This window comes from Streptomyces sp. NPDC001068, from assembly GCF_042897315.1.
In the GTDB taxonomy this organism is placed as follows: domain Bacteria; phylum Actinomycetota; class Actinomycetes; order Streptomycetales; family Streptomycetaceae; genus Streptomyces.
The window spans coordinates 207,011-225,325 of the sequence record NZ_JBIAYD010000011.1 but is presented as its reverse complement, the minus strand read 5'-3'; the positions used below and the strand labels follow the sequence as shown (position 1 = coordinate 225,325).

12 protein-coding genes are annotated in these 18,315 nt (G+C 71.5%); 8 read left to right on the top strand and 4 right to left on the bottom strand.

What is annotated here, in order from left to right; genetic code table 11:
• Positions 1 to 195: 195 nt before the first annotated feature.
• Entirely contained in the window at positions 196 to 1,614 is a 1,419-nt protein-coding gene (locus tag ACFY3I_RS30060) for a sugar porter family MFS transporter (RefSeq protein ID WP_390864235.1), read from the top strand.
• Positions 1,615 to 1,742: 128 nt separating this feature from the next.
• Here ACFY3I_RS30060 and ACFY3I_RS30055 read toward each other — a convergent pair whose 3' ends face one another.
• Positions 1,743 to 2,714, bottom strand: a complete 972-nt coding sequence (locus ACFY3I_RS30055; protein WP_390864234.1) for an LLM class flavin-dependent oxidoreductase — start codon at positions 2,712 to 2,714, stop codon at positions 1,743 to 1,745.
• 56 nt (positions 2,715 to 2,770) lie between these two features.
• Positions 2,771 to 4,243, bottom strand: coding sequence for a cytosine permease (locus tag ACFY3I_RS30050; RefSeq protein WP_390864232.1), 1,473 nt, complete (start codon positions 4,241 to 4,243; stop codon positions 2,771 to 2,773).
• 128 nt (positions 4,244 to 4,371) lie between these two features.
• Between ACFY3I_RS30050 and ftsY the strand changes: the two genes are divergently transcribed.
• A complete protein-coding gene (gene ftsY / locus ACFY3I_RS30045; protein WP_390864230.1) occupies positions 4,372 to 5,565 on the top strand; it encodes a signal recognition particle-docking protein FtsY in 1,194 nt (397 codons plus the stop codon).
• A 470-nt stretch (positions 5,566 to 6,035) separates the two neighbouring features.
• Here the strand turns inward: ftsY and ACFY3I_RS30040 are convergent, their stop codons facing one another.
• Positions 6,036 to 6,692 (bottom strand): bifunctional DNA primase/polymerase, encoded by a 657-nt coding sequence (locus ACFY3I_RS30040; protein WP_365289385.1) that lies wholly within the window; start codon positions 6,690 to 6,692, stop codon positions 6,036 to 6,038.
• 457 nt (positions 6,693 to 7,149) lie between these two features.
• Between ACFY3I_RS30040 and ACFY3I_RS30035 the strand changes: the two genes are divergently transcribed.
• The 6 genes from ACFY3I_RS30035 (at position 7,150) to ftsH (ending at position 16,866) form a co-directional block, all read left to right on the top strand.
• Positions 7,150 to 8,634, top strand: a complete 1,485-nt coding sequence (locus ACFY3I_RS30035; protein ID WP_390864228.1) for a hypothetical protein — start codon at positions 7,150 to 7,152, stop codon at positions 8,632 to 8,634.
• Between the two features lie 362 nt (positions 8,635 to 8,996).
• On the top strand, positions 8,997 to 10,334 hold the full coding sequence (locus ACFY3I_RS30030; RefSeq protein WP_390864227.1) for an ammonium transporter: 1,338 nt from the start codon (positions 8,997 to 8,999) through the stop codon (positions 10,332 to 10,334).
• Positions 10,331 to 10,669 carry a P-II family nitrogen regulator gene (locus ACFY3I_RS30025; RefSeq protein ID WP_329414046.1) on the top strand — a complete coding sequence of 113 codons (339 nt, stop codon included), beginning with the start codon at positions 10,331 to 10,333 and terminating at the stop codon, positions 10,667 to 10,669. The genes ACFY3I_RS30030 and ACFY3I_RS30025 overlap by 4 nt, the downstream gene beginning before the upstream one ends.
• Before the next feature lie 35 nt (positions 10,670 to 10,704).
• Positions 10,705 to 13,164, top strand: coding sequence for a [protein-PII] uridylyltransferase (locus ACFY3I_RS30020; protein WP_390864225.1), 2,460 nt, complete (start codon positions 10,705 to 10,707; stop codon positions 13,162 to 13,164).
• A 93-nt stretch (positions 13,165 to 13,257) separates the two neighbouring features.
• Positions 13,258 to 14,808: a signal recognition particle protein gene (gene ffh / locus ACFY3I_RS30015; RefSeq protein WP_365289381.1), complete on the top strand. Its 1,551-nt coding sequence runs from the start codon at positions 13,258 to 13,260 to the stop codon at positions 14,806 to 14,808.
• 117 nt (positions 14,809 to 14,925) lie between these two features.
• A complete protein-coding gene (gene ftsH / locus ACFY3I_RS30010; protein ID WP_390864223.1) occupies positions 14,926 to 16,866 on the top strand; it encodes an ATP-dependent zinc metalloprotease FtsH in 1,941 nt (646 codons plus the stop codon).
• A 169-nt stretch (positions 16,867 to 17,035) separates the two neighbouring features.
• On the opposite strand, the gene ACFY3I_RS30005 is transcribed toward ftsH, so the two are convergent.
• Positions 17,036 to 17,896, bottom strand: coding sequence for an SAM-dependent methyltransferase (locus ACFY3I_RS30005; protein ID WP_390864221.1), 861 nt, complete (start codon positions 17,894 to 17,896; stop codon positions 17,036 to 17,038).
• Positions 17,897 to 18,315: the final 419 nt, after the last annotated feature.

The window sequence follows — 18,315 nt, the reverse complement described above, 5'->3', positions numbered from 1 at the left end:
AGTGAACGCATCTCCCTTGCGTGGTATCTGCAACTTCACACCGCACCGGCTATTGACTTCGAAACTTGAAGGCATAGTCTCTGCAACGTTGCTTTTACCTTCAGGTGTGAGCGGTGTGATGTTGTGCGCCACTTGAACCTGAGAGGGCTCACCCCCACCCCCGGCAGCGCTGCCGGGTGGCCCGAGGAGTTTTCTGTGACCAGCACTGCGCAGGCACCCAATTCAGGAGCCGGGACGGCTCACCCCGATCATCTCGGGCATGTCATCTTCATCGCGGCGGCCGCCGCGATGGGCGGTTTCCTCTTCGGCTACGACAGCTCCGTCATCAACGGCGCCGTCGAGGCCATCCGAAGCCGGTACGACATCGGGTCCGCCGCTCTGGCCCAGGTCATCGCCATCGCCCTGATCGGCTGTGCCATCGGCGCCGCGACCGCCGGCCGGATAGCCGACCGGATCGGCCGCATCCGCTGCATGCAGATCGCCGCCGTGCTGTTCACGATCAGCGCCGTCGGTTCCGCGCTGCCGTTCGCCCTGTGGGACCTCGCCTTCTGGCGGATCATCGGCGGCTTCGCCATCGGCATGGCCTCCGTGATCGGCCCCGCCTACATCGCCGAGGTCGCCCCGCCCGCCTACCGAGGCCGCCTCGGCTCCTTCCAGCAGGCCGCTATCGTCGTCGGCATCGCCGTCTCGCAGCTGGTCAACTGGGGTCTGCTCAACGCCGCCGGCGGCGACCAGCGCGGCAAGCTGATGGGCCTGGAGGCCTGGCAGGTCATGCTGGGCGTCATGGTGATCCCGGCCGTCCTGTACGGCCTGCTCTCCCTCGCCATCCCCGAGTCCCCGCGCTTCCTGATCTCGGTCGGCAAGCGCGAGCGCGCCCGCGAGATCCTCGAAGAGGTCGAGGGCGACAAGATCGACCTGGACGCCCGCGTCGCCGAGATCGAGCACGCGATGAAGAGCGAGCACAAGTCGACGTTCAAGGACCTGCTCGGCGGCTCCTTCTTCTTCAAGCCGATCGTCTGGGTCGGCATCGGCCTCTCGGTCTTCCAGCAGTTCGTCGGCATCAACGTCGCGTTCTACTACTCCTCGACGCTGTGGCAGTCGGTCGGCGTGGACCCGACGGACTCGTTCCTCTACTCCTTCACGACCTCGATCATCAACATCGTCGGCACCGTGATCGCGATGATCTTCGTGGACCGGATCGGCCGCAAGCCGCTCGCCCTCATCGGCTCGGTCGGCATGGTCGTCGGCCTCGCGCTGGAGGCCTGGGCCTTCTCCTACCACCTGGTGGACGGCAAGCTCCCGGCCGCGCAGGGCTGGACGGCGCTGGTCGCCGCCCACGTCTTCGTCCTGTTCTTCGCCCTGTCCTGGGGTGTCGTCGTCTGGGTCTTTCTCGGCGAGATGTTCCCGAACCGGATCCGTGCCGCCGCGCTGGGCGTGGCCGCCTCCGCGCAGTGGATCGCCAACTGGGCCATCACCGCGAGCTTCCCGTCGCTCGCCGACTGGAACCTCTCCGGCACCTACGTGATCTACACGGTCTTCGCGGCGCTCTCCATCCCGTTCGTCCTCAAGTACGTCAAGGAGACGAAGGGCAAGGCCCTGGAGGAGATGGGCTGATCGCCGGCCCCCTCGAAACCCGGGGGGAAGGGTCACCTCCCCGCTGCCCTTCTCCTCGTGCTCCCCGTCGCCCCCGCCCGGTCACTGCCCGGGCGGGGGCGACGGTCTGCCGCCCGGAGAGCGTCCGCTCACGCGGACAGCGCCGGCAGCACGGTCTCCGCGAACAGCCGCAGACTTCGCCAGCCCTCCTCCACGGGCATGCCGCCCGCCAGGGGATGAAGGACCAGGTTGTCCAGGCCGGCCGTGACGCACTGCTCCGGTGTGAGGACGCGGTAGACGCCCTCCGCGCGGAGTTCCTCCACCGTCGCGGCCGACGAGCGCACCGCCGAGTGGATGTCCCCCGACTGCCAGGACGCGTACGTCAGCGCCTCGTGCAGGAAGTGCTGCCCGTACCGTGCCCACGCCCGGTCGGGGTCCTCGGCGATGTGCAGCAGCGGGGTCTCCGCCGTGGGCATCATCGTCCAGCCCTCCGTGCCGTACTCGGTCAGCCTCTCCTTGTAGTACGCCTCCAGCTCGGGGAGGTGCGCGCTGGGGAAGAACGGCAGGCCGAGCCGGGCGGCACGGCGGGCGGCGGCCTTCGAGGAGCCGCCGACCAGCAGCAGCGGGTGCGGATCGGTGAAGGGCCGCGGCGTGACCCGTACCGTACGGCCCCGGTACTCGAACTCCTCCCCGGTCCACGCCTTGAGCACGGTCTCCAGCACCTCGTCCTGCAGCCGCCCCCGGCGCTTCCAGTCGACGTCGAACAGGGCGTACTCCTCGGGCCGGTAGCCGATTCCGGCCACCGTCACCAGCCGTCCCCCGCTGAGCAGATCGAGGACCGCCACGTCCTCCGCGAGCCGCAGCGGGTCGTGCAGCGGGCCGATCACCGCCGACACGGTCACCGCGATGTTGCGCGTCGCCCCGAACACCGCTCCCGCGAAGGTGAACGGCGAGGGCAGCCAGTTGTTCTCGACCCCGTGGTGCTCCTCGGTCTGGACGGTGGTGACCCCGTGCTCGTCCGCGTACGCGGCCATCTCCAGGGCGGCCCGGTAGCGGGCGCCCAGGGAGGCGGAGTCGGCCCCGGGCTCTACGAGGTTGAAGCGAACGACCGAGACGGGCATGGGGTTCCCCTTCGCCTTGGCGGGGCGGGTGTGCGGGGACAGTAACTGACGATGCGTCAGACAGCCAGAGACGCGCGCCCCCCGGTCGTCGCCGGGACCACCGCCGGCTTCGGCAGCACCGCGTACAGCAGGCCCGAGACCACGATCGTCGTGATCCAGCCCAGCCCGTACCGGCCGACCGGGTTGTTCGCGGCGAGCGGGCCGGTGAACCAGTCGGACCTGGTGAACAGCAGCCCGGTCGGCAGGCCCAGCGCCCAGGCCGTGACGGCGGCGGGGGAGAAGCCGGCCCGGTACCAGTAGGCACTCGTCCGGCCGGTGTCGAGCAGCGCCGTGGCGTCGTACTCCCGGCGCCGCAGCATGTCGACACCGAACACGCCCACCCATGCCGAGAACGCCACCGCCAGCAGGGACAGGAAGGCGACGAACGAGCCCGTGAACGAAGGCGCCGCGAGCATCAGCACCCCGCCGAGGACCAGCGAGATCGCCGCGTTGACGGAGACCGCCCAGTGGCGGGGGACCCGGAAGCCCAGCGTCTGCGCGGTGAAGCCCGCCGAGTACATCGACATCGCGTTGATCAGGAGCATGCCGATCAGGGCGATGAGCAGATAGGGGACCGCGAGCCACAGCGGGAGGATCTCGCCGAGGAAGGAGACCGGGTCCCTGGCCGCGGCGAGTTCCGGCACGCCGGACGCCGTCACCGCGCCCATCAGGAGCATCGGCAGGACGACGACCAGGGCGCCGCCGACCGTGTTGCGCACGATCGCCGCCGAGGACGCCGTACCCGGCAGGTAGCGCGTGAAGTCCGGCGCGGCCGGTGCCCAGCTCATCCCGCCGGCGGCGATCAGCCCGACTCCGGTGACCAGCGCCGTCGTGGGTCCCGCGGGCTGCGCGAGCACCCGGCTCCAGTCCGTCGCCGTGACCAGCCGGCCGAGGACCAGCAGGGTGAAGGCGCCGAACAGCCAGGTCGCCCACCGGTTGCAGCGCCGGACCGCCCTGATGCCCATGCCGGAGATCGCGAACGTGGTGATCACGAAGAGCAGGAGGGTGACGATGATCAGGACGCCGTTGCCGCCGATCCCGAAGGCGATGTCCAGGACCGTCAGCAGCGCGTAGGCGCCGGTCACCGCGTTGATCGTCTCCCAGCCCCAGCGCGCCACCCAGATCACCGCACCGGGCAGCAGGTTCCCGCGCTGTCCGAAGACCGCGCGGGACAGGGCCATCCCCGGTGCGCCGCCGCGTTTGCCCGCGACGCCGATCAGTCCGACCAGGCCGTACGACACCACCGGCGAGGCGACGCCGACCGCGAGGACCTGCCAGAAGTTCAGTCCGAACGACACCGCCAGGGTCGCGCCCATGGTCAGCAGCAGGACGGTGATGTTGGCGGCGATCCAGGTGGGGAGCAGCCCGCGGGGTGTGCCGGTGCGCTCGGAGTCCGGGACCGGTTCCAGGCCCCGGGTTTCGAGGCCGCGCTGCTCCAGCGACTCTTCCAGATGTTCGAGGGCGCCATCGTGGTGGGCGGTGGTCCTCATGGGCAGCCATCGTACTTTAGCTCGACGAATCATCCCAAAGGGTGCATCTCGCTCGGGAGGATCGTCCGGAAACTCCCTCGCGAGGGAGCAAAGTCCCACCCGGGGGAGGGATGGATACTGGACGCGTTATGGAAACCGTCATCCTTGCTGTAGTCATCGCCGTGGTCGTGCTCGGCGCGCTCGGCGGGCTCGTCATCGGCAGCCGGCGCAAGAAGTCGCTGCCCCCGCCGCCCCCCGCCGCGCCCGACATCACCGCGCCCCCGGCCGAGCCGCACGTCGGCGACGAGGCCGAGACGCCGCGCGACGAACCGCGCCGGACGATAGAGGAGGTCGACCTTCCCGACGGCTCGGCTCCCGTCGTCGTCGAAGAGCCCCCGGCTCCCGAGATCGAGATCCCCGAGCCCACGGCCGGCCGTCTGGTCCGGCTGCGCGCCCGGCTCTCCCGCTCCCAGAACGCGCTCGGCAAGGGGCTGCTCACGCTGCTCTCGCGCGAGCACCTCGACGACGACACCTGGGAGGAGATCGAGGACACCCTGCTCACCGCGGACGTCGGTGTGCAGCCCACCACCGAGCTGGTCGAGCGGCTGCGCGAGCGCGTCAAGGTGCTCGGCACCCGCACCCCCGAGGAACTGCGCGGGCTGCTGCGCGAGGAACTGCTCAACCTGGTCGGCACCGACGCCGACCGCGTGGTGAAGACCGAGCCCGCCGACCGCAAGCCGGGCATCGTGATGGTCGTCGGGGTCAACGGCACCGGCAAGACCACCACCACCGGCAAGCTCGCCCGGGTGCTCGTCGCCGACGGCCGCACCGTCGTCCTCGGTGCCGCCGACACCTTCCGGGCCGCCGCCGCCGACCAGCTCCAGACCTGGGGCGAGCGGGTGGGCGCCTACACCGTGCGCGGGCCGGAGGCCGGCGACCCCGCCTCCGTCGCCTTCGACGCGGTGAAGGAGGGCAAGGAGATGGGTGTCGACGTGGTGCTCATCGACACCGCCGGACGGCTGCACACCAAGACCGGGCTGATGGACGAGCTCGGCAAGGTCAAGCGGGTCGTCGAGAAGCACGCCCCGCTGGACGAGGTGCTGCTCGTCCTGGACGCCACCACCGGCCAGAACGGCCTGGTCCAGGCGCGGGTGTTCGCCGAGGTCGTCGACATCACCGGAATCGTGCTCACCAAGCTGGACGGCACCGCCAAGGGCGGCATCGTGATCGCGGTCCAGCGCGAGCTGGGCGTACCGGTCAAGCTCATCGGCCTCGGCGAGGGCGCGGACGACCTGGCGCCGTTCGAGCCGGAGGCGTTCGTGGACGCCCTGATCGGGGAGTAGCGGCCGGGTAGATCCACCCACCCGCGTCGAGGCGGCGCCCGTTCCCGGGAGTTGACCGGGGGCGGGCGCCGCCCGTCGCCGGGTGGGCCCGGCGACCTGCCGTGCGCGCGTATCGGGCCGCGGGGCGTGGGTGTCCGTCCGCCTCGAACGCGCAGCCCCCCGTCGCGAACGCGCAGCCCCTCGCGGCGCATGCGTATCCCCGGGCCGTCCGCGTGTATCCGGCGGTCCGCCGTCGCGACCCCGCGGATCCCGGCGCTCCGGCGCGGTCGCCGGGTCGCAGGGTCGGCGGCTCGGCGATCCGTTGGGACGGGAGCGGCCGGGTGGGGAGTGGCCGGGTGGGGGGCTCCCGGGACGGTGGGGGGCTGCCGGGACGGTGGCGACCGGGGGATCCGGCGTCGACGGTGACGAGAAGAGCCCCCTCGCACGGTGCGGGTGCGACGGGGCCCTCCGCTGTCGGCCGGCCGGGCCGGCTACGCCCGTGACCGGTGTGCCACGTAGGCGAGCGTCCCCAGCAGCAGCCGGGCCGCCGGCGGCCCGGTCGCCGTGTCCAGGGCGGGCGGCCGCAGCCAGCGCACCGGCCCCAGGCCGCCCCGGTCGGACGGCGGCGCGGTGATGTGCGCGCCCGGGCCGAGGCCGCGGAGGTCCAGGGAGGTCGGGTCGTCCCAGCCCATCCGGTAGAGCAGCCCGGGAAGCTCGGCGGCCGCGCCGGGCGCGACGAGGAAGTGGGCGCGCCCCTCCGGGGTGGCGGTGACCGGACCGAGCGGCAGGCCCATGCGCTCCAGGCGGACCAGGGCCCGGCGCCCGGCGGGCTCCGCGACGTCGATGACGTCGAACGCCCGGCCGACCGGCAGCATCACCGCGGCGCCCGGGAACTCCCCCCAGGCCTTGGTGACTTCGTCGAGCGTGGCCCCGGCGGGCACCCGGGGCGCGAAGTCCAGTGGATGCGCTCCCGGCTCGCGGCAGTCGGCGCGCCCGCACGAACACGCGCCGGCCGCGGCCCGGGCCCCCGGGACCACGTCCCAGCCCCACAGGCCGGTGAACTCGGCGACGGCGGTGCAGTCCGAAGAACGACCGCGCCGCCGTGTGCCGGAGCGGATCTCGCGGATGCCGCCGATCGTGAAGCCCATGCCCCCTCCAACGGGTCCGGCGCACCGGTGGTTACGGCGCGGAACGGGATGGCGACGGAACGTGACGCTACGGCTCCGCTTTCCCTCGCGCCCGCGAGGTGAAGACAGCGCCCGGAAGCGCCGCCGGTGGCGCGTCCGGCTCTGTGCGCCCCCGAGTGCACCGTTCCGCCTACTCCTGGCCGTCCTATGTCAAGTGAATCGCGCCGAGGCCATCGTGAGTTCATTCGAAGGGGTGGCGAATGGTGGCGTTTCCGGGATCGCCATGGCTGGAGCAGTGATCGTAGGATTACTTTGAGTGCACGAGGCCTGGGGGCACATGCACTCGTGGGTATGCCGGAGGCAACCCGGGTTCCCGTTCGAAGGGTGAGAACCGCCGGACGGGAAGCGGTATTTACCGGCATTCTGATAGGGCTTGGCGCATCCGGCATCAAGTGGTCTCAGGGATGGGGGCGTTCCAGTGGGCGGCAACGGCGGAAGCGGGACGACCGCGACCAGTACCGACAAGCGCCCCAATGAGCTGCTCAACTCGTGGTTCGTGCGCAGTGGCTGGTCCAAGGGCGAGCTGGCGCGGCAAGTGAACCGCAGAGCACGCCAGTTGGGGGCCAACCACATCTCGACCGACACGTCGAGGGTGCGTCGCTGGCTCGACGGGGAGAACCCGCGCGAGCCGATCCCCAGGATCCTCTCCGAGCTGTTCTCCGAGCGCTTCGGCTGTGTCGTCTCGGTCGAGGACCTCGGGCTGCGGGCCGCCCGCCAGTCACCCTCGGCGACCGGCGTCGACCTGCCGTGGACGGGCCCGCAGACGGTGGCCCTGCTCAGCGAGTTCTCGCGCAGCGACCTGATGCTCGCGCGGCGCGGCTTCCTCGGAACCTCGCTGGTCCTGTCGGCGGGCCCGTCCCTCATCGAACCCATGCAGCGCTGGCTCGTCCCCTCGCCCGCCGCCTCGTACCAGGCCGCGGAGACCACGGCCGAGTCCCGCCGTCCGGGCCGCCTCTCGGGGCCCGAGCTGGAACTCCTCGAGTCCACCACGATGATGTTCCGCCAGTGGGACGCCCAGTGCGGCGGCGGCCTGCGCCGCAAGGCGGTCGTCGGCCAGCTGCACGAGGTCACCGACCTCCTCCAGGAACCCCAGCCCGAGACCACCACCCGCAAGCTCTTCCAGGTCGCCGCCGAGCTGGCCGAGCTGGCCGGCTGGATGTCGTACGACGTCGGGCTCCAGCCCACCGCCCAGAAGTACTTCGTGCTCGCCCTGCACGCCGCCAAGGAGGCCGGTGACAAGCCGCTGGGCTCGTACGTCCTCTCCAGCATGAGCCGCCAGATGATCCACCTGGGCCGGCCCGACGACGCCCTGGAGCTGATCCACCTCGCCCAGTACGGCAGCCGGGACTGCGCCGGCCCGCGCACCCAGTCGATGCTGTATGCGATGGAGGCCCGCGCCTACGCCAACATGGGCCAGCCCGGAAAGTGCAAGCGCGCCGTCCGGATGGCCGAGGACACCTTCGCCGAAGCCGACGAGTGGGACGAGCCGGACCCGGACTGGATCCGGTTCTTCTCCGAGGCCGAGCTCTACGGCGAGAACAGCCACTCCTTCCGCGACCTGGCCTACGTCGCCGGCCGCAGCCCCACCTACGCCTCCCTGGCCGAACCCCTGATGCAGCGGGCCGTGGAGCTGTTCGCCAAGGACGCCGAGCACCAGAGGTCGTACGCGCTGAACCTCATCGGCATGGCCACCGTGCACCTGCTGCGCAGCGAGCCCGAGCAGAGCACGGTCCTCGCCTCCGAGGCCTTGGGCATCGCCAAGAAGGTCCGCTCCGAACGCGTGAACACTCGTATCCGAAAGACGGTGGACGCGGCCGTCCGCGACCACGGCGACCTCGCCGCAGTCATCGACCTCACCGAGCAGCTGGCCGTCGACCTGCCGGAGACCGCCGAGGCGGTCTGACCCACGGCACCTCCCGGACCCCGGCCGCGGCCGGCCCTCCCGAACTGCCCGACTCGGCTCCCCCATGCCAGGTCGTCGGAAGGCCGCCGCGGCCGGTTCTCCCTGCCCGGAGAAGGCCGTGAGCCGTCCGCGCGAAGGCCGCCGGAAGGTTGCGCCACGATAACGATCCCGCAGACTGGTATCTGGCAGTTCATCGACGCGTAACACGCAGGGCGCCTTCGTCACTCCCGCGAAACAACGAGGGGTAACGGCCGAAACCGCGCTGCGCCAGTCTCATGGCGCATAACCGGCCCACCCCCCGCTTGACCGGACCGCTCACGCTCCGACCCGCACGGGGCCGTACAACCGACGAGGAGACGCCGATGGCACCAGCCGCCATCACGCTTGCCGCGGAGGCACCCAAGCTTTCCTCCGCGAACACAGGCTTCATGCTCATCTGCTCCGCCCTGGTGCTGCTCATGACGCCGGGACTCGCCTTCTTCTACGGAGGCATGGTCCGCGTCAAGAGCACGCTGAACATGCTGATGATGAGCTTCGTCAGCATCGGGATCGTCACCATCCTGTGGATCCTCTACGGCTTCTCCCTCGCCTTCGGATCCGGCAACGGCTTCATCGGGTTCGACTCCGACTGGCTGGGGATGAGCAACGTCGGCCTGACGGAACTCTGGGACGGCTACACCATCCCGATCTTCGTCTTCATGGTCTTCCAGATGATGTTCGCGGTCATCACGCCGGCCCTGATAAGCGGCGCCGTCGCGGACCGCGTCAAGTTCTCCGCCTGGGCGCTCTTCGTCGCCCTGTGGCTCACGGTCGTCTACGTCCCGGTCGCCCACTGGGTCTGGGGCGCCGACGGCTGGGCCTTCAAGCTCGGTGTGATCGACTTCGCCGGTGGTACCGCGGTCCACATCAACGCCGGTGCCGGCGCCCTCGGCGTGATCCTGGTCATCGGCAAGCGCGTCGGCTTCAAGAAGGACCCGATGCGCCCGCACAGCCTCCCGCTGGTCATGCTCGGCGCCGGTCTGCTGTGGTTCGGCTGGTTCGGCTTCAACGCCGGCTCCTGGCTCGGCAACGACGACGGCGTGGGCGCGCTGATGTTCGTCAACACGCAGGTCGCCACCGCCGCCGCCATGCTGGCCTGGCTCGCCTACGAGAAGATCCGGCACGGCGCGTTCACCACCCTCGGTGCCGCCTCCGGCGCGGTCGCCGGCCTGGTCGCCATCACCCCGTCCGGCGGCGCGGTCTCCCCGCTCGGCGCGATCGCCGTCGGCGCCATCGCCGGTGTCGCCTGCGCCGCGGCCGTCGGACTGAAGTTCCGCTTCGGCTACGACGACTCCCTGGACGTCGTCGGCGTCCACATGGTCGGCGGCATCATCGGCTCCCTGCTCATCGGCTTCTTCGCCACCGGCAAGGGCCAGTCCACCGCGACCGGCGTCTTCTACGGCGACCACTCCTTCACCCAGCTGTGGAAGCAGTTCGCCGGTGTCGGCGCGGTCCTCGCCTACTCCCTGGTGGTCTCCGCGGTCCTCGCCTTCCTCCTCGACAAGACCCTCGGCATGCGGGTCTCCGAGGACGACGAGGTCTCCGGCATCGACCAGGCCGAGCACGCGGAGACCGCATACGACTTCAGCGGAGCGGGCGGCGGTGTCGTCGGCACCGTCTCCGCGGCCCTGGCCGGTTCGAGCAAGAAGGTGGACGCATGAAGCTCATCACCGCCGTCGTGAAGCCGCACCGGCTCGACGAGATCAAGGAGGCCCTGCAGGCCTTCGGAGTCCACGGCCTCACGGTCACCGAGGCCAGCGGTTACGGGCGGCAACGCGGTCACACCGAGGTCTACCGCGGTGCCGAGTACACCGTCGACCTGGTGCCGAAGATCCGCATCGAGGTACTGGCCGAGGACGAGGACGCCGAGCAGCTGATCGACGTCGTCGTCAAGGCCGCCCGCACCGGCAAGATCGGTGACGGCAAGGTCTGGTCCCTCCCGGTCGAGACCGCCGTACGGGTCCGTACGGGCGAGCGCGGACCGGACGCCCTGTAGAACAGAAGCATCCGAGTACAGGCAGGAGTCGCTGGGTGACGGGTACGGACGTGCGGAACGACGCAGAGGACACGGGACCCAGCGGCTACGCGGCGGCCCGGCTGCGCCTCCTCACCGAGGAGGCGCGGTCCGGGCCGCCGCGCCGTACCGCCCTCGCGGAACTCACCGACGACTGGCTGACCGGCCTGTTCGCCGCGGCCACCGAGGGCGTCGCCGGGGGAGTCTCCCTGGTGGCCGTCGGCGGCTACGGCCGCGGTGAACTCTCCCCGCGCAGCGACCTCGACCTCCTGCTGCTGCACGACGGCGCCGACTCCGGCACCGTGGCCGCCGTCGCCGACCGCCTCTGGTACCCCGTCTGGGACCTCGGGCTGGCCCTCGACCACTCCGTGCGCACCTCCGCCGAGGCCCGCAAGACCGCGGGCGACGACCTCAAGGTCCAGCTCGGCCTGCTGGACGCCCGCCACATCGCCGGCGACCTGGGCCTGACCAGCGGCCTGCGCACCGCGATCCTCGCCGACTGGCGCAACCAGGCACCCAAACGCCTCCCCGAACTCCAGGAACTCTGCGTCGAGCGCGCCGAACGCCAGGGCGAGCTGCAGTACCTGCTGGAACCCGACCTGAAGGAGGCCCGCGGCGGCCTGCGGGACGCCACCGCGCTGCGTGCCGTCGCCGCGTCCTGGCTGGCCGACGCCCCGCGCGAGGGCCTCGCCGACGCCCGCCGGAGCCTGCTGGACGTCCGGGACGCCCTGCACCTGGCGACGGGACGCGCCACCGACCGCCTCGCGCTCCAGGAACAGGACCAGGTCGCCGCCGAACTGGACCTCCTCGACGCCGACACGCTCCTGCGCCAGGTCTACGAGTCCGCCCGGGTCATCTCGTACGCCAGTGACGTCACCTGGCGCGAAGTGGGGCGCGTGCTGCGCTCGCGCGCCGTACGGCCCCGGCTGCGGGCCATGCTGGGCGGCGGCAAGCCGGTCGCCGAACGCTCCCCGCTCGCCGAAGGGGTGGTGGAGCAGGACGGCGAGGTGGTCCTCGCCCGGGCCGCCCGCCCCGAACGCGACCCCGTGCTGCCCCTGCGCGCCGCGGCCGCCGCCGCCCAGGCCGGCCTCCCGCTCTCCCTGCACGCCGTACGGCACCTGGCCGCCACCACCCGCCCCCTGCTCACCCCCTGGCCCGCCGAGGCGCGCGAACAGCTGGTCACCCTCCTCGGCTCCGGCCGCCCCACCGTGGACGTCTGGGAGGCGCTGGAGGCGGAAGGCCTGATCAGCCGCCTGCTGCCCGACTGGGAGCGGGTGCGCTGCCGCCCCCAGCGCAACGCCGTGCACATCTGGACCGTGGACCGCCACCTCATCGAGACCGCCGTCCGCGCCTCCGAGTTCACCCGCCGCGTCCACCGCCCCGACCTGCTCCTGGTCGCCGCGCTGCTGCACGACATCGGCAAGGGCTGGCCCGGCGACCACTCGGTGGCCGGCGAGATCATCGCCAAGGACGTGGCGGCCAGGATCGGATTCGACCACGCCGACGCGGCGGTCCTGTCCACGCTCGTACGGCACCACCTGCTGCTCATCGAGACCGCCACCCGGCGCGACCTGGACGACCCGGCCACCGTCAGGCTGGTCGCCGACGCGGTCGGCGGCCAGGGCACCCTGGAACTCCTGCACGCCCTCACCGAGGCCGACGCACTGGCCACCGGCCCGGCCGCCTGGTCCTCCTGGCGCGGCTCGCTCGTCGCCGACCTGGTCAAGCGGGTCTCCGCGGTCCTCGCCGGGGACACCGCGGACGAGCCCGAGCCGGGCGCGCCCACCGCCGAGCAGGAGCGGCTGGCCATCGAGGCCTTCCGCACCCGCGGCCCGGTGCTGGCCCTGCGCGCCCAGACCGAACCGGCGGCCGGCGACGAGGAGCCGTCCGGCGCCCCCGAACCACTCGGCGTGGAACTGCTCATCGCCGTCCCCGACCAGCCGGGCGTCCTCCCGGCCGTGTCCGGCGTGCTCGCCATGCACCGCCTCACCGTCCGCACCGCCGAGCTGCGCTCCCTGCGGCTCCCGGACGACGTCGACGACGACGGCACCGTCCTGCTCCTGAACTGGCGCGTCGCCGCCGAATACGGCTCCCTGCCGCAGGCGGCCCGGCTCCGCGCCGACCTGGTCCGGGCCCTGGACGGCTCCCTGGACATCGCCGGACGCCTCGCCGAGCGGGACGCCGCCTACCCGAGGCGCCGGGGCTGGGTGGCCCCGCCGCCGCGCGTGACGGTGGCCTCGGCGGCCTCCCGGCACGCCACGGTGATCGAGGTGAGGACCCAGGACGCACCCGGACTGCTGTTCCGGATCGGGCGGGCGCTCGAGGAGGCCGCGGTGCGGGTGCGCAGCGCGCATGTCAGCACCCTCGGCTCGAATGCCGTCGACGCCTTCTACGTGACCGGCGCCGACCACGCGCCGCTGCCCGCCGCGGAGGCCGCCGCCGTGGTGCGCAAGCTGGAGGAGGCGCTGAGGGCCTGACCGGACGGTTGCGCAAGGCGGGGACCACTTCCTTGCGCGGCCGGATATCCTGGAAGACGCTCACCGCCCCCGACTCCGAGGACCGACGCCGCCGTGTTCGACACTCTCTCCGACCGCCTTTCAGCGACCTTCAAGAACCTGCGCGGCAAAGGACGTCTGAGCGAAGCGGACATCGACGCCACGGCGCGGGAGATCCGCATCGCGCTCCTCGAAGCCGACGTGGCCCTTCCGGTCGTCCGCACGTTCATCAAGAACGTCAAGGAACGGGCCCTCGGCTCCGAGGTCTCCAAGGCCCTGAACCCGGCCCAGCAGGTCCTCAAGATCGTCAACGACGAGCTGGTCACCATCCTCGGCGGCGAGACCCGGCGGCTGCGGTTCGCCAAGCAGCCGCCCACCGTGATCATGCTCGCCGGTCTCCAGGGTGCCGGTAAGACCACCCTCGCCGGAAAGCTCGGCCACTGGCTCAAGGGGCAGGGCCACTCCCCGCTCCTGGTCGCCGCCGACCTCCAGCGGCCCAACGCCGTCAACCAGCTCAGCGTCGTCGCCGAGCGCGCCGGTGTGGCCGTCTACGCGCCCGAGCCGGGCAACGGCGTCGGCGACCCGGTCAAGGTCGCCAAGGACTCCATCGAGTTCGCCAAGCAGAAGGTCCACGACATCGTGATCGTGGACACCGCCGGCCGCCTGGGCATCGACCAGGAGCTGATGCGGCAGGCCGCGGACATCCGGGACGCGGTCAGCCCCGACGAGATCCTCTTCGTCGTCGACGCGATGATCGGCCAGGACGCCGTCACCACCGCCGAGGCCTTCCGCGACGGCGTCGGCTTCGACGGCGTGGTCCTGTCCAAGCTCGACGGTGACGCCCGCGGTGGTGCCGCGCTCTCCATCCGCCAGGTCACCGGCAAGCCGATCATGTTCGCCTCGAACGGCGAGAAGCTCGACGACTTCGACGCCTTCCACCCGGACCGGATGGCTTCCCGCATCCTCGACATGGGTGACCTGCTCACCCTGATCGAGCAGGCGGAGAAGACGTTCAGCCAGGAAGAGGCCGAGAAGATGGCCTCCAAGCTGGCGTCCAAGAAGGGCCAGGACTTCACCCTGGACGACTTCCTGGCCCAGATGGAGCAGGTCAGGAAGATGGGCAGCATCAGCAAGCTGCTCGGCATGCTGCCCGGCATGGGCCAGATCAAGGACCAGATCAACAACCTGGACGAGCGGGACGTCGACCGCACCGCCGCGATCATCAAGTCGATGACCCCGGGCGAGCGCCAGGACCCCACCATCATCAACGGCTCCCGCCGCGCCCGCATCGCCAAGGGCTCCGGTGTCGAGGTCAGCGCGGTCAAGGGACTGGTCGAGCGGTTCTTCGAGGCCCGCAAGATGATGTCCCGCATGGCCCAGGGCGGCGGCATGCCCGGCATGCCGGGGATCCCGGGCATGGGCGGCGGCCCCGGCCGTACCAAGAAGCAGCCGAAGCAGGCCAAGGGCAAGCAGCGCTCCGGCAACCCGATGAAGCGCAAGCAGCAGGAGCTCGAGGAGGCCCAGCGCCGCGAGGCGGCCGCCCAGGGCGGCAACGCCTTCGGAGTGCCGCAGCAGGGCGCGCAGGACTTCGAGCTGCCGGACGAGTTCAAGAAGTTCATGGGCTGACGGCCATGAGCCGGAGTTCCTGAGCCGAAGTCCACGGGCGGAAGTCCACGCTGAGGTTCATGGGCTGATTTCACCTGTGCGCGTGCCAGGGGTTGGTCGGTGTCGTACCTTCCGCATATGACCAACCCCGCGCCGCCGCGCAAGTCGCCCGACCAGCCCTGGCGTACCGAGGGTGCTCCCGAGGAGCCGCAGCAGTCGCCGGGCGGCCGGCGGATGCGCGGCGGCTGGTGGCGGCTGATCATGACCGCCCTGGTGGTCTACCTGCTCGCCAACCTGGTGCTGTCCTACTTCGACGAGGCCGACGAGCCGACGATCTCGTACACCGAGTTCAGCAAACAGGTGAACGACGGCAACGTCGCCAAGATCTACGCCAAGGGCGACTCGATCCAGGGGCAGCTCAAGAAGGAGCGGAAGAACCCGGAGGGCGGCGGGAACTACACCAAGTTCAACACCGAGCGGCCCTCCTTCGCCGACGACGGTCTGTGGGCGAACCTGACCAAGCACGACGTCACGGTCACCGCCGAACCGGTCGTCCAGCACCGCAGCTTCCTCGCCAACCTGCTGATCTCACTCGCGCCGATCATCATCCTCGTGGCGGTGTGGGTCTTCATCGCGCGCCGGATGAGCGCGGGGCTCGGCGGTCCGGGCGGCATGCTGGGCCGCAAGGCGCCGCCCAAGCCGGTCGAACTGGAGCCCGGGCAGCAGCGGACCACCTTCGAGGACGTGGCCGGCATCGACGAGGTCGAGGGCGAGCTGAACGACGTCGTCGACTTCCTGAAGAACCCCGACGCCTACCGCAGGATGGGCGCAAAGATGCCGCGCGGTGTGCTGCTGGCGGGCCCGCCCGGCACCGGCAAGACACTGCTCGCGCGGGCCGTCGCCGGTGAGGCGGGGGTGCCGTTCTTCTCGGCCTCGGCCTCGGAGTTCATCGAGATGATCGTCGGCGTCGGCGCCTCCCGGGTCCGTGAACTGTTCGCCGAGGCCCGCAAGGTCGCCCCCTCCATCATCTTCATCGACGAGATCGACACCATCGGCCGGGCCCGCGGCGGCGGTGCCTCGGTGGGCGGCCACGACGAGCGCGAGCAGACCCTCAACCAGATCCTCACCGAGATGGACGGCTTCTCCGGCTCCGAGGGCGTCATCGTCATCGCGGCCACCAACCGCGCCGACATCCTCGACCCGGCGCTCACCCGGCCGGGCCGCTTCGACCGGGTGGTCCAGGTGTCACCTCCCGACCGCACCGGCCGCGAGGCCATCCTGCGGATCCACACCCGCGAGATCCCGCTCGCCCCGGGCGTCGACCTCGCCCAGGTCGCCCGCACCACCCCGGGCATGACCGGCGCAGAACTGGCCAACCTCGCCAACGAGGCCGCCCTGCTCGCCGTCAAGCGCCAGCAGGACAACGTGACCCAGTCCGACCTCTCGGAGGCGCTGGAGAAGGTCCAGCTGGGTGCCGAACGGCCGCTGGTGATGCCCGAGGAGGAGCGCAGGCGCACCGCCTACCACGAGAGCGGGCACGCCCTGCTCGGCATGCTCCAGCCCGGCGCCGACCCGGTCCGCAAGATCACCATCGTGCCGCGCGGCCGCGCCCTCGGCGTCACCCTGTCCACCCCGGACGCGGACAAGTACGCGTACACCGAGGAGTACCTGCGCGGCCGGATCATCGGCGCGCTCGGCGGAATGGCCGCCGAGCAGGTCGTCTACGACGTGATCACCACCGGTTCGGAGAGCGACCTGGAGCAGGTCACCAACATCGCGCGCGGGATGGTCTCCCGCTGGGGCATGAGCGAGGAGGTCGGCCGCCTCTCCGCGCTCCCGAACGACGCCCAGCAGGCCTACGGGCTCGCCGCCGCGCCCCAGACCCTCGACGCGATCGACACCGAGATGCGCCGGATCGTCGACGAGTGCTACGAGGAGGCCCGCCGCAAACTCCGCGACCACCGCGACCAGCTGGACGCGCTGGCCGCGGCCCTGCTGGAACGCGAGACACTGGAGGAGGCGGACGCATACCGCATCGCCGGCATCACCCGCCTCACCAAGAACCCCGAGGAGACCTGACCGCCTCGGTCTTGAGCGCCCCGGTTCGCGCGCCCCGGTCTTGAGCGCCCCGTAGGAGCGCTGGGGGTGCCCCCGGCCGGAGGCTGGGGGAGGAACTGCGCGACCAGCCCCCACGGCGCCGCGGACGGGTCACAGCCGATGACGGCGCACCCAGCGGAGCGAACCGGCGTCAGCGCACGCGAGCGATCAGGTACCGGAAGACGTTCGGCATCCACACCGTCCCGTCCGGACGCCGGTGCGGATGCAGCGCCTCGGTCATCTCCTTCTCGACCTGCTCCAGGTCGCTCGCCGCGATCGCCGCGTCGAACAGTCCGGTCGCCAGCAGTCCGCGTACGGCACTGTCCACGTCGGCGTACCCGAACGGGCAGGAGACCCGGCCGGATCCGTCGATCCGCAGTCCGGCCCGCTGGGCGACCTCCTCCAGGTCGTCGCGGCAGGCCGGCCGCCAGCCTCCCGCGCCGTGCAGCGGCTCCGCCAGCTTCGCGGCCACCCGCAGCACGGACGAGGTCGCGCAGCGCTCCGGCGGACCCCAGCCGACCAGCACCACCGCCGCCCCGTGCGCCGCCAGGGGCGTCGCCTCGGTGAGCAGTCCGCCGAGCCCTCCGGCGTCGCCGGCCAGGCAGCCGATCGGGTCGAACGCGGTGATCACGTCGTACGCGGCGGCCTGCGGGTCCGCCGCGTCCGCCGGGCCGCCCATGACGATCCGGGGGCCGGCGCCCCGCGCGCGTGGCCCGCGGACCGACTCGGGCAGCAGGCGCTCGCGTGCGAGGGCGAGGCGTTCGGGGGAGGAGTCGACACCGGTCACCGAGGCGCCTCTGGCCGCCGCCAGCAGCAGGGCCAGACCCGAGCCGCAGCGCAGACCGAGCAGCCGGGTGGCGGGACCCACTTCGAGTCGCTCGTGGACGGTCTCGTAGAGCGGCACCAGCATCCGCTCCTGGATCTCGGACCAGTCACGCGCGCGTGCGCCCAGGTTCACGCGGGGTGCGGAGTCCGCGTGAGACGGGTGATGCCGCACGAGCGTAGGTGTCATAGGTAAGCGCCCCAATCCGCCGAGAGTTACGCACTGACCGATTCCGTGGCCCCCGTGCCGTGCGCTCGCACTTCCCACGTATGCCAGGTAACTCCGGGCTCGCGGTGGCGTCCAGAGGGTGCGGGTCACCGCTTGTGCATGGACTATGACAGTGGCGAGATTTCACATCCCGGCAACGTGTGGCTCTACCATCGGACCTCTGGACGGCGGTTTTGGCCATGGTCGCCCGGCTCGGTGCCGCACGGTGCCCGGCCGCCGGAGCGGGGCCGGTGCGGGGTGACGGCGGGCGCCGGGTAACGTCTGGGCCGCCCCGGGCGCTGACCAGGATGACGACCTCGGCCACCAGAGCGGCCGAAAGGTCTCTTGCGCATCCGCCGGGCACGGCCGCCCCGGCCCCTACGCCGGGGATACGCGTCGGG

Coding starts and splice junctions, on each gene's coding strand:
- ACFY3I_RS30005 (WP_390864221.1), bottom strand. CDS start 17,896: ATGACACCTACGCTCGTGCGGCATCACCCGTCTCACGCGGACTCCGCA.
- ACFY3I_RS30050 (WP_390864232.1), bottom strand. CDS start 4,243: ATGAGGACCACCGCCCACCACGATGGCGCCCTCGAACATCTGGAAGAG.
- ACFY3I_RS30040 (WP_365289385.1), bottom strand. CDS start 6,692: ATGGGCTTCACGATCGGCGGCATCCGCGAGATCCGCTCCGGCACACGG.
- ftsY (WP_390864230.1), top strand. CDS start 4,372: ATGGAAACCGTCATCCTTGCTGTAGTCATCGCCGTGGTCGTGCTCGGC.
- ACFY3I_RS30025 (WP_329414046.1), top strand. CDS start 10,331: ATGAAGCTCATCACCGCCGTCGTGAAGCCGCACCGGCTCGACGAGATC.
- ACFY3I_RS30055 (WP_390864234.1), bottom strand. CDS start 2,714: ATGCCCGTCTCGGTCGTTCGCTTCAACCTCGTAGAGCCCGGGGCCGAC.
- ACFY3I_RS30030 (WP_390864227.1), top strand. CDS start 8,997: ATGGCACCAGCCGCCATCACGCTTGCCGCGGAGGCACCCAAGCTTTCC.
- ftsH (WP_390864223.1), top strand. CDS start 14,926: ATGACCAACCCCGCGCCGCCGCGCAAGTCGCCCGACCAGCCCTGGCGT.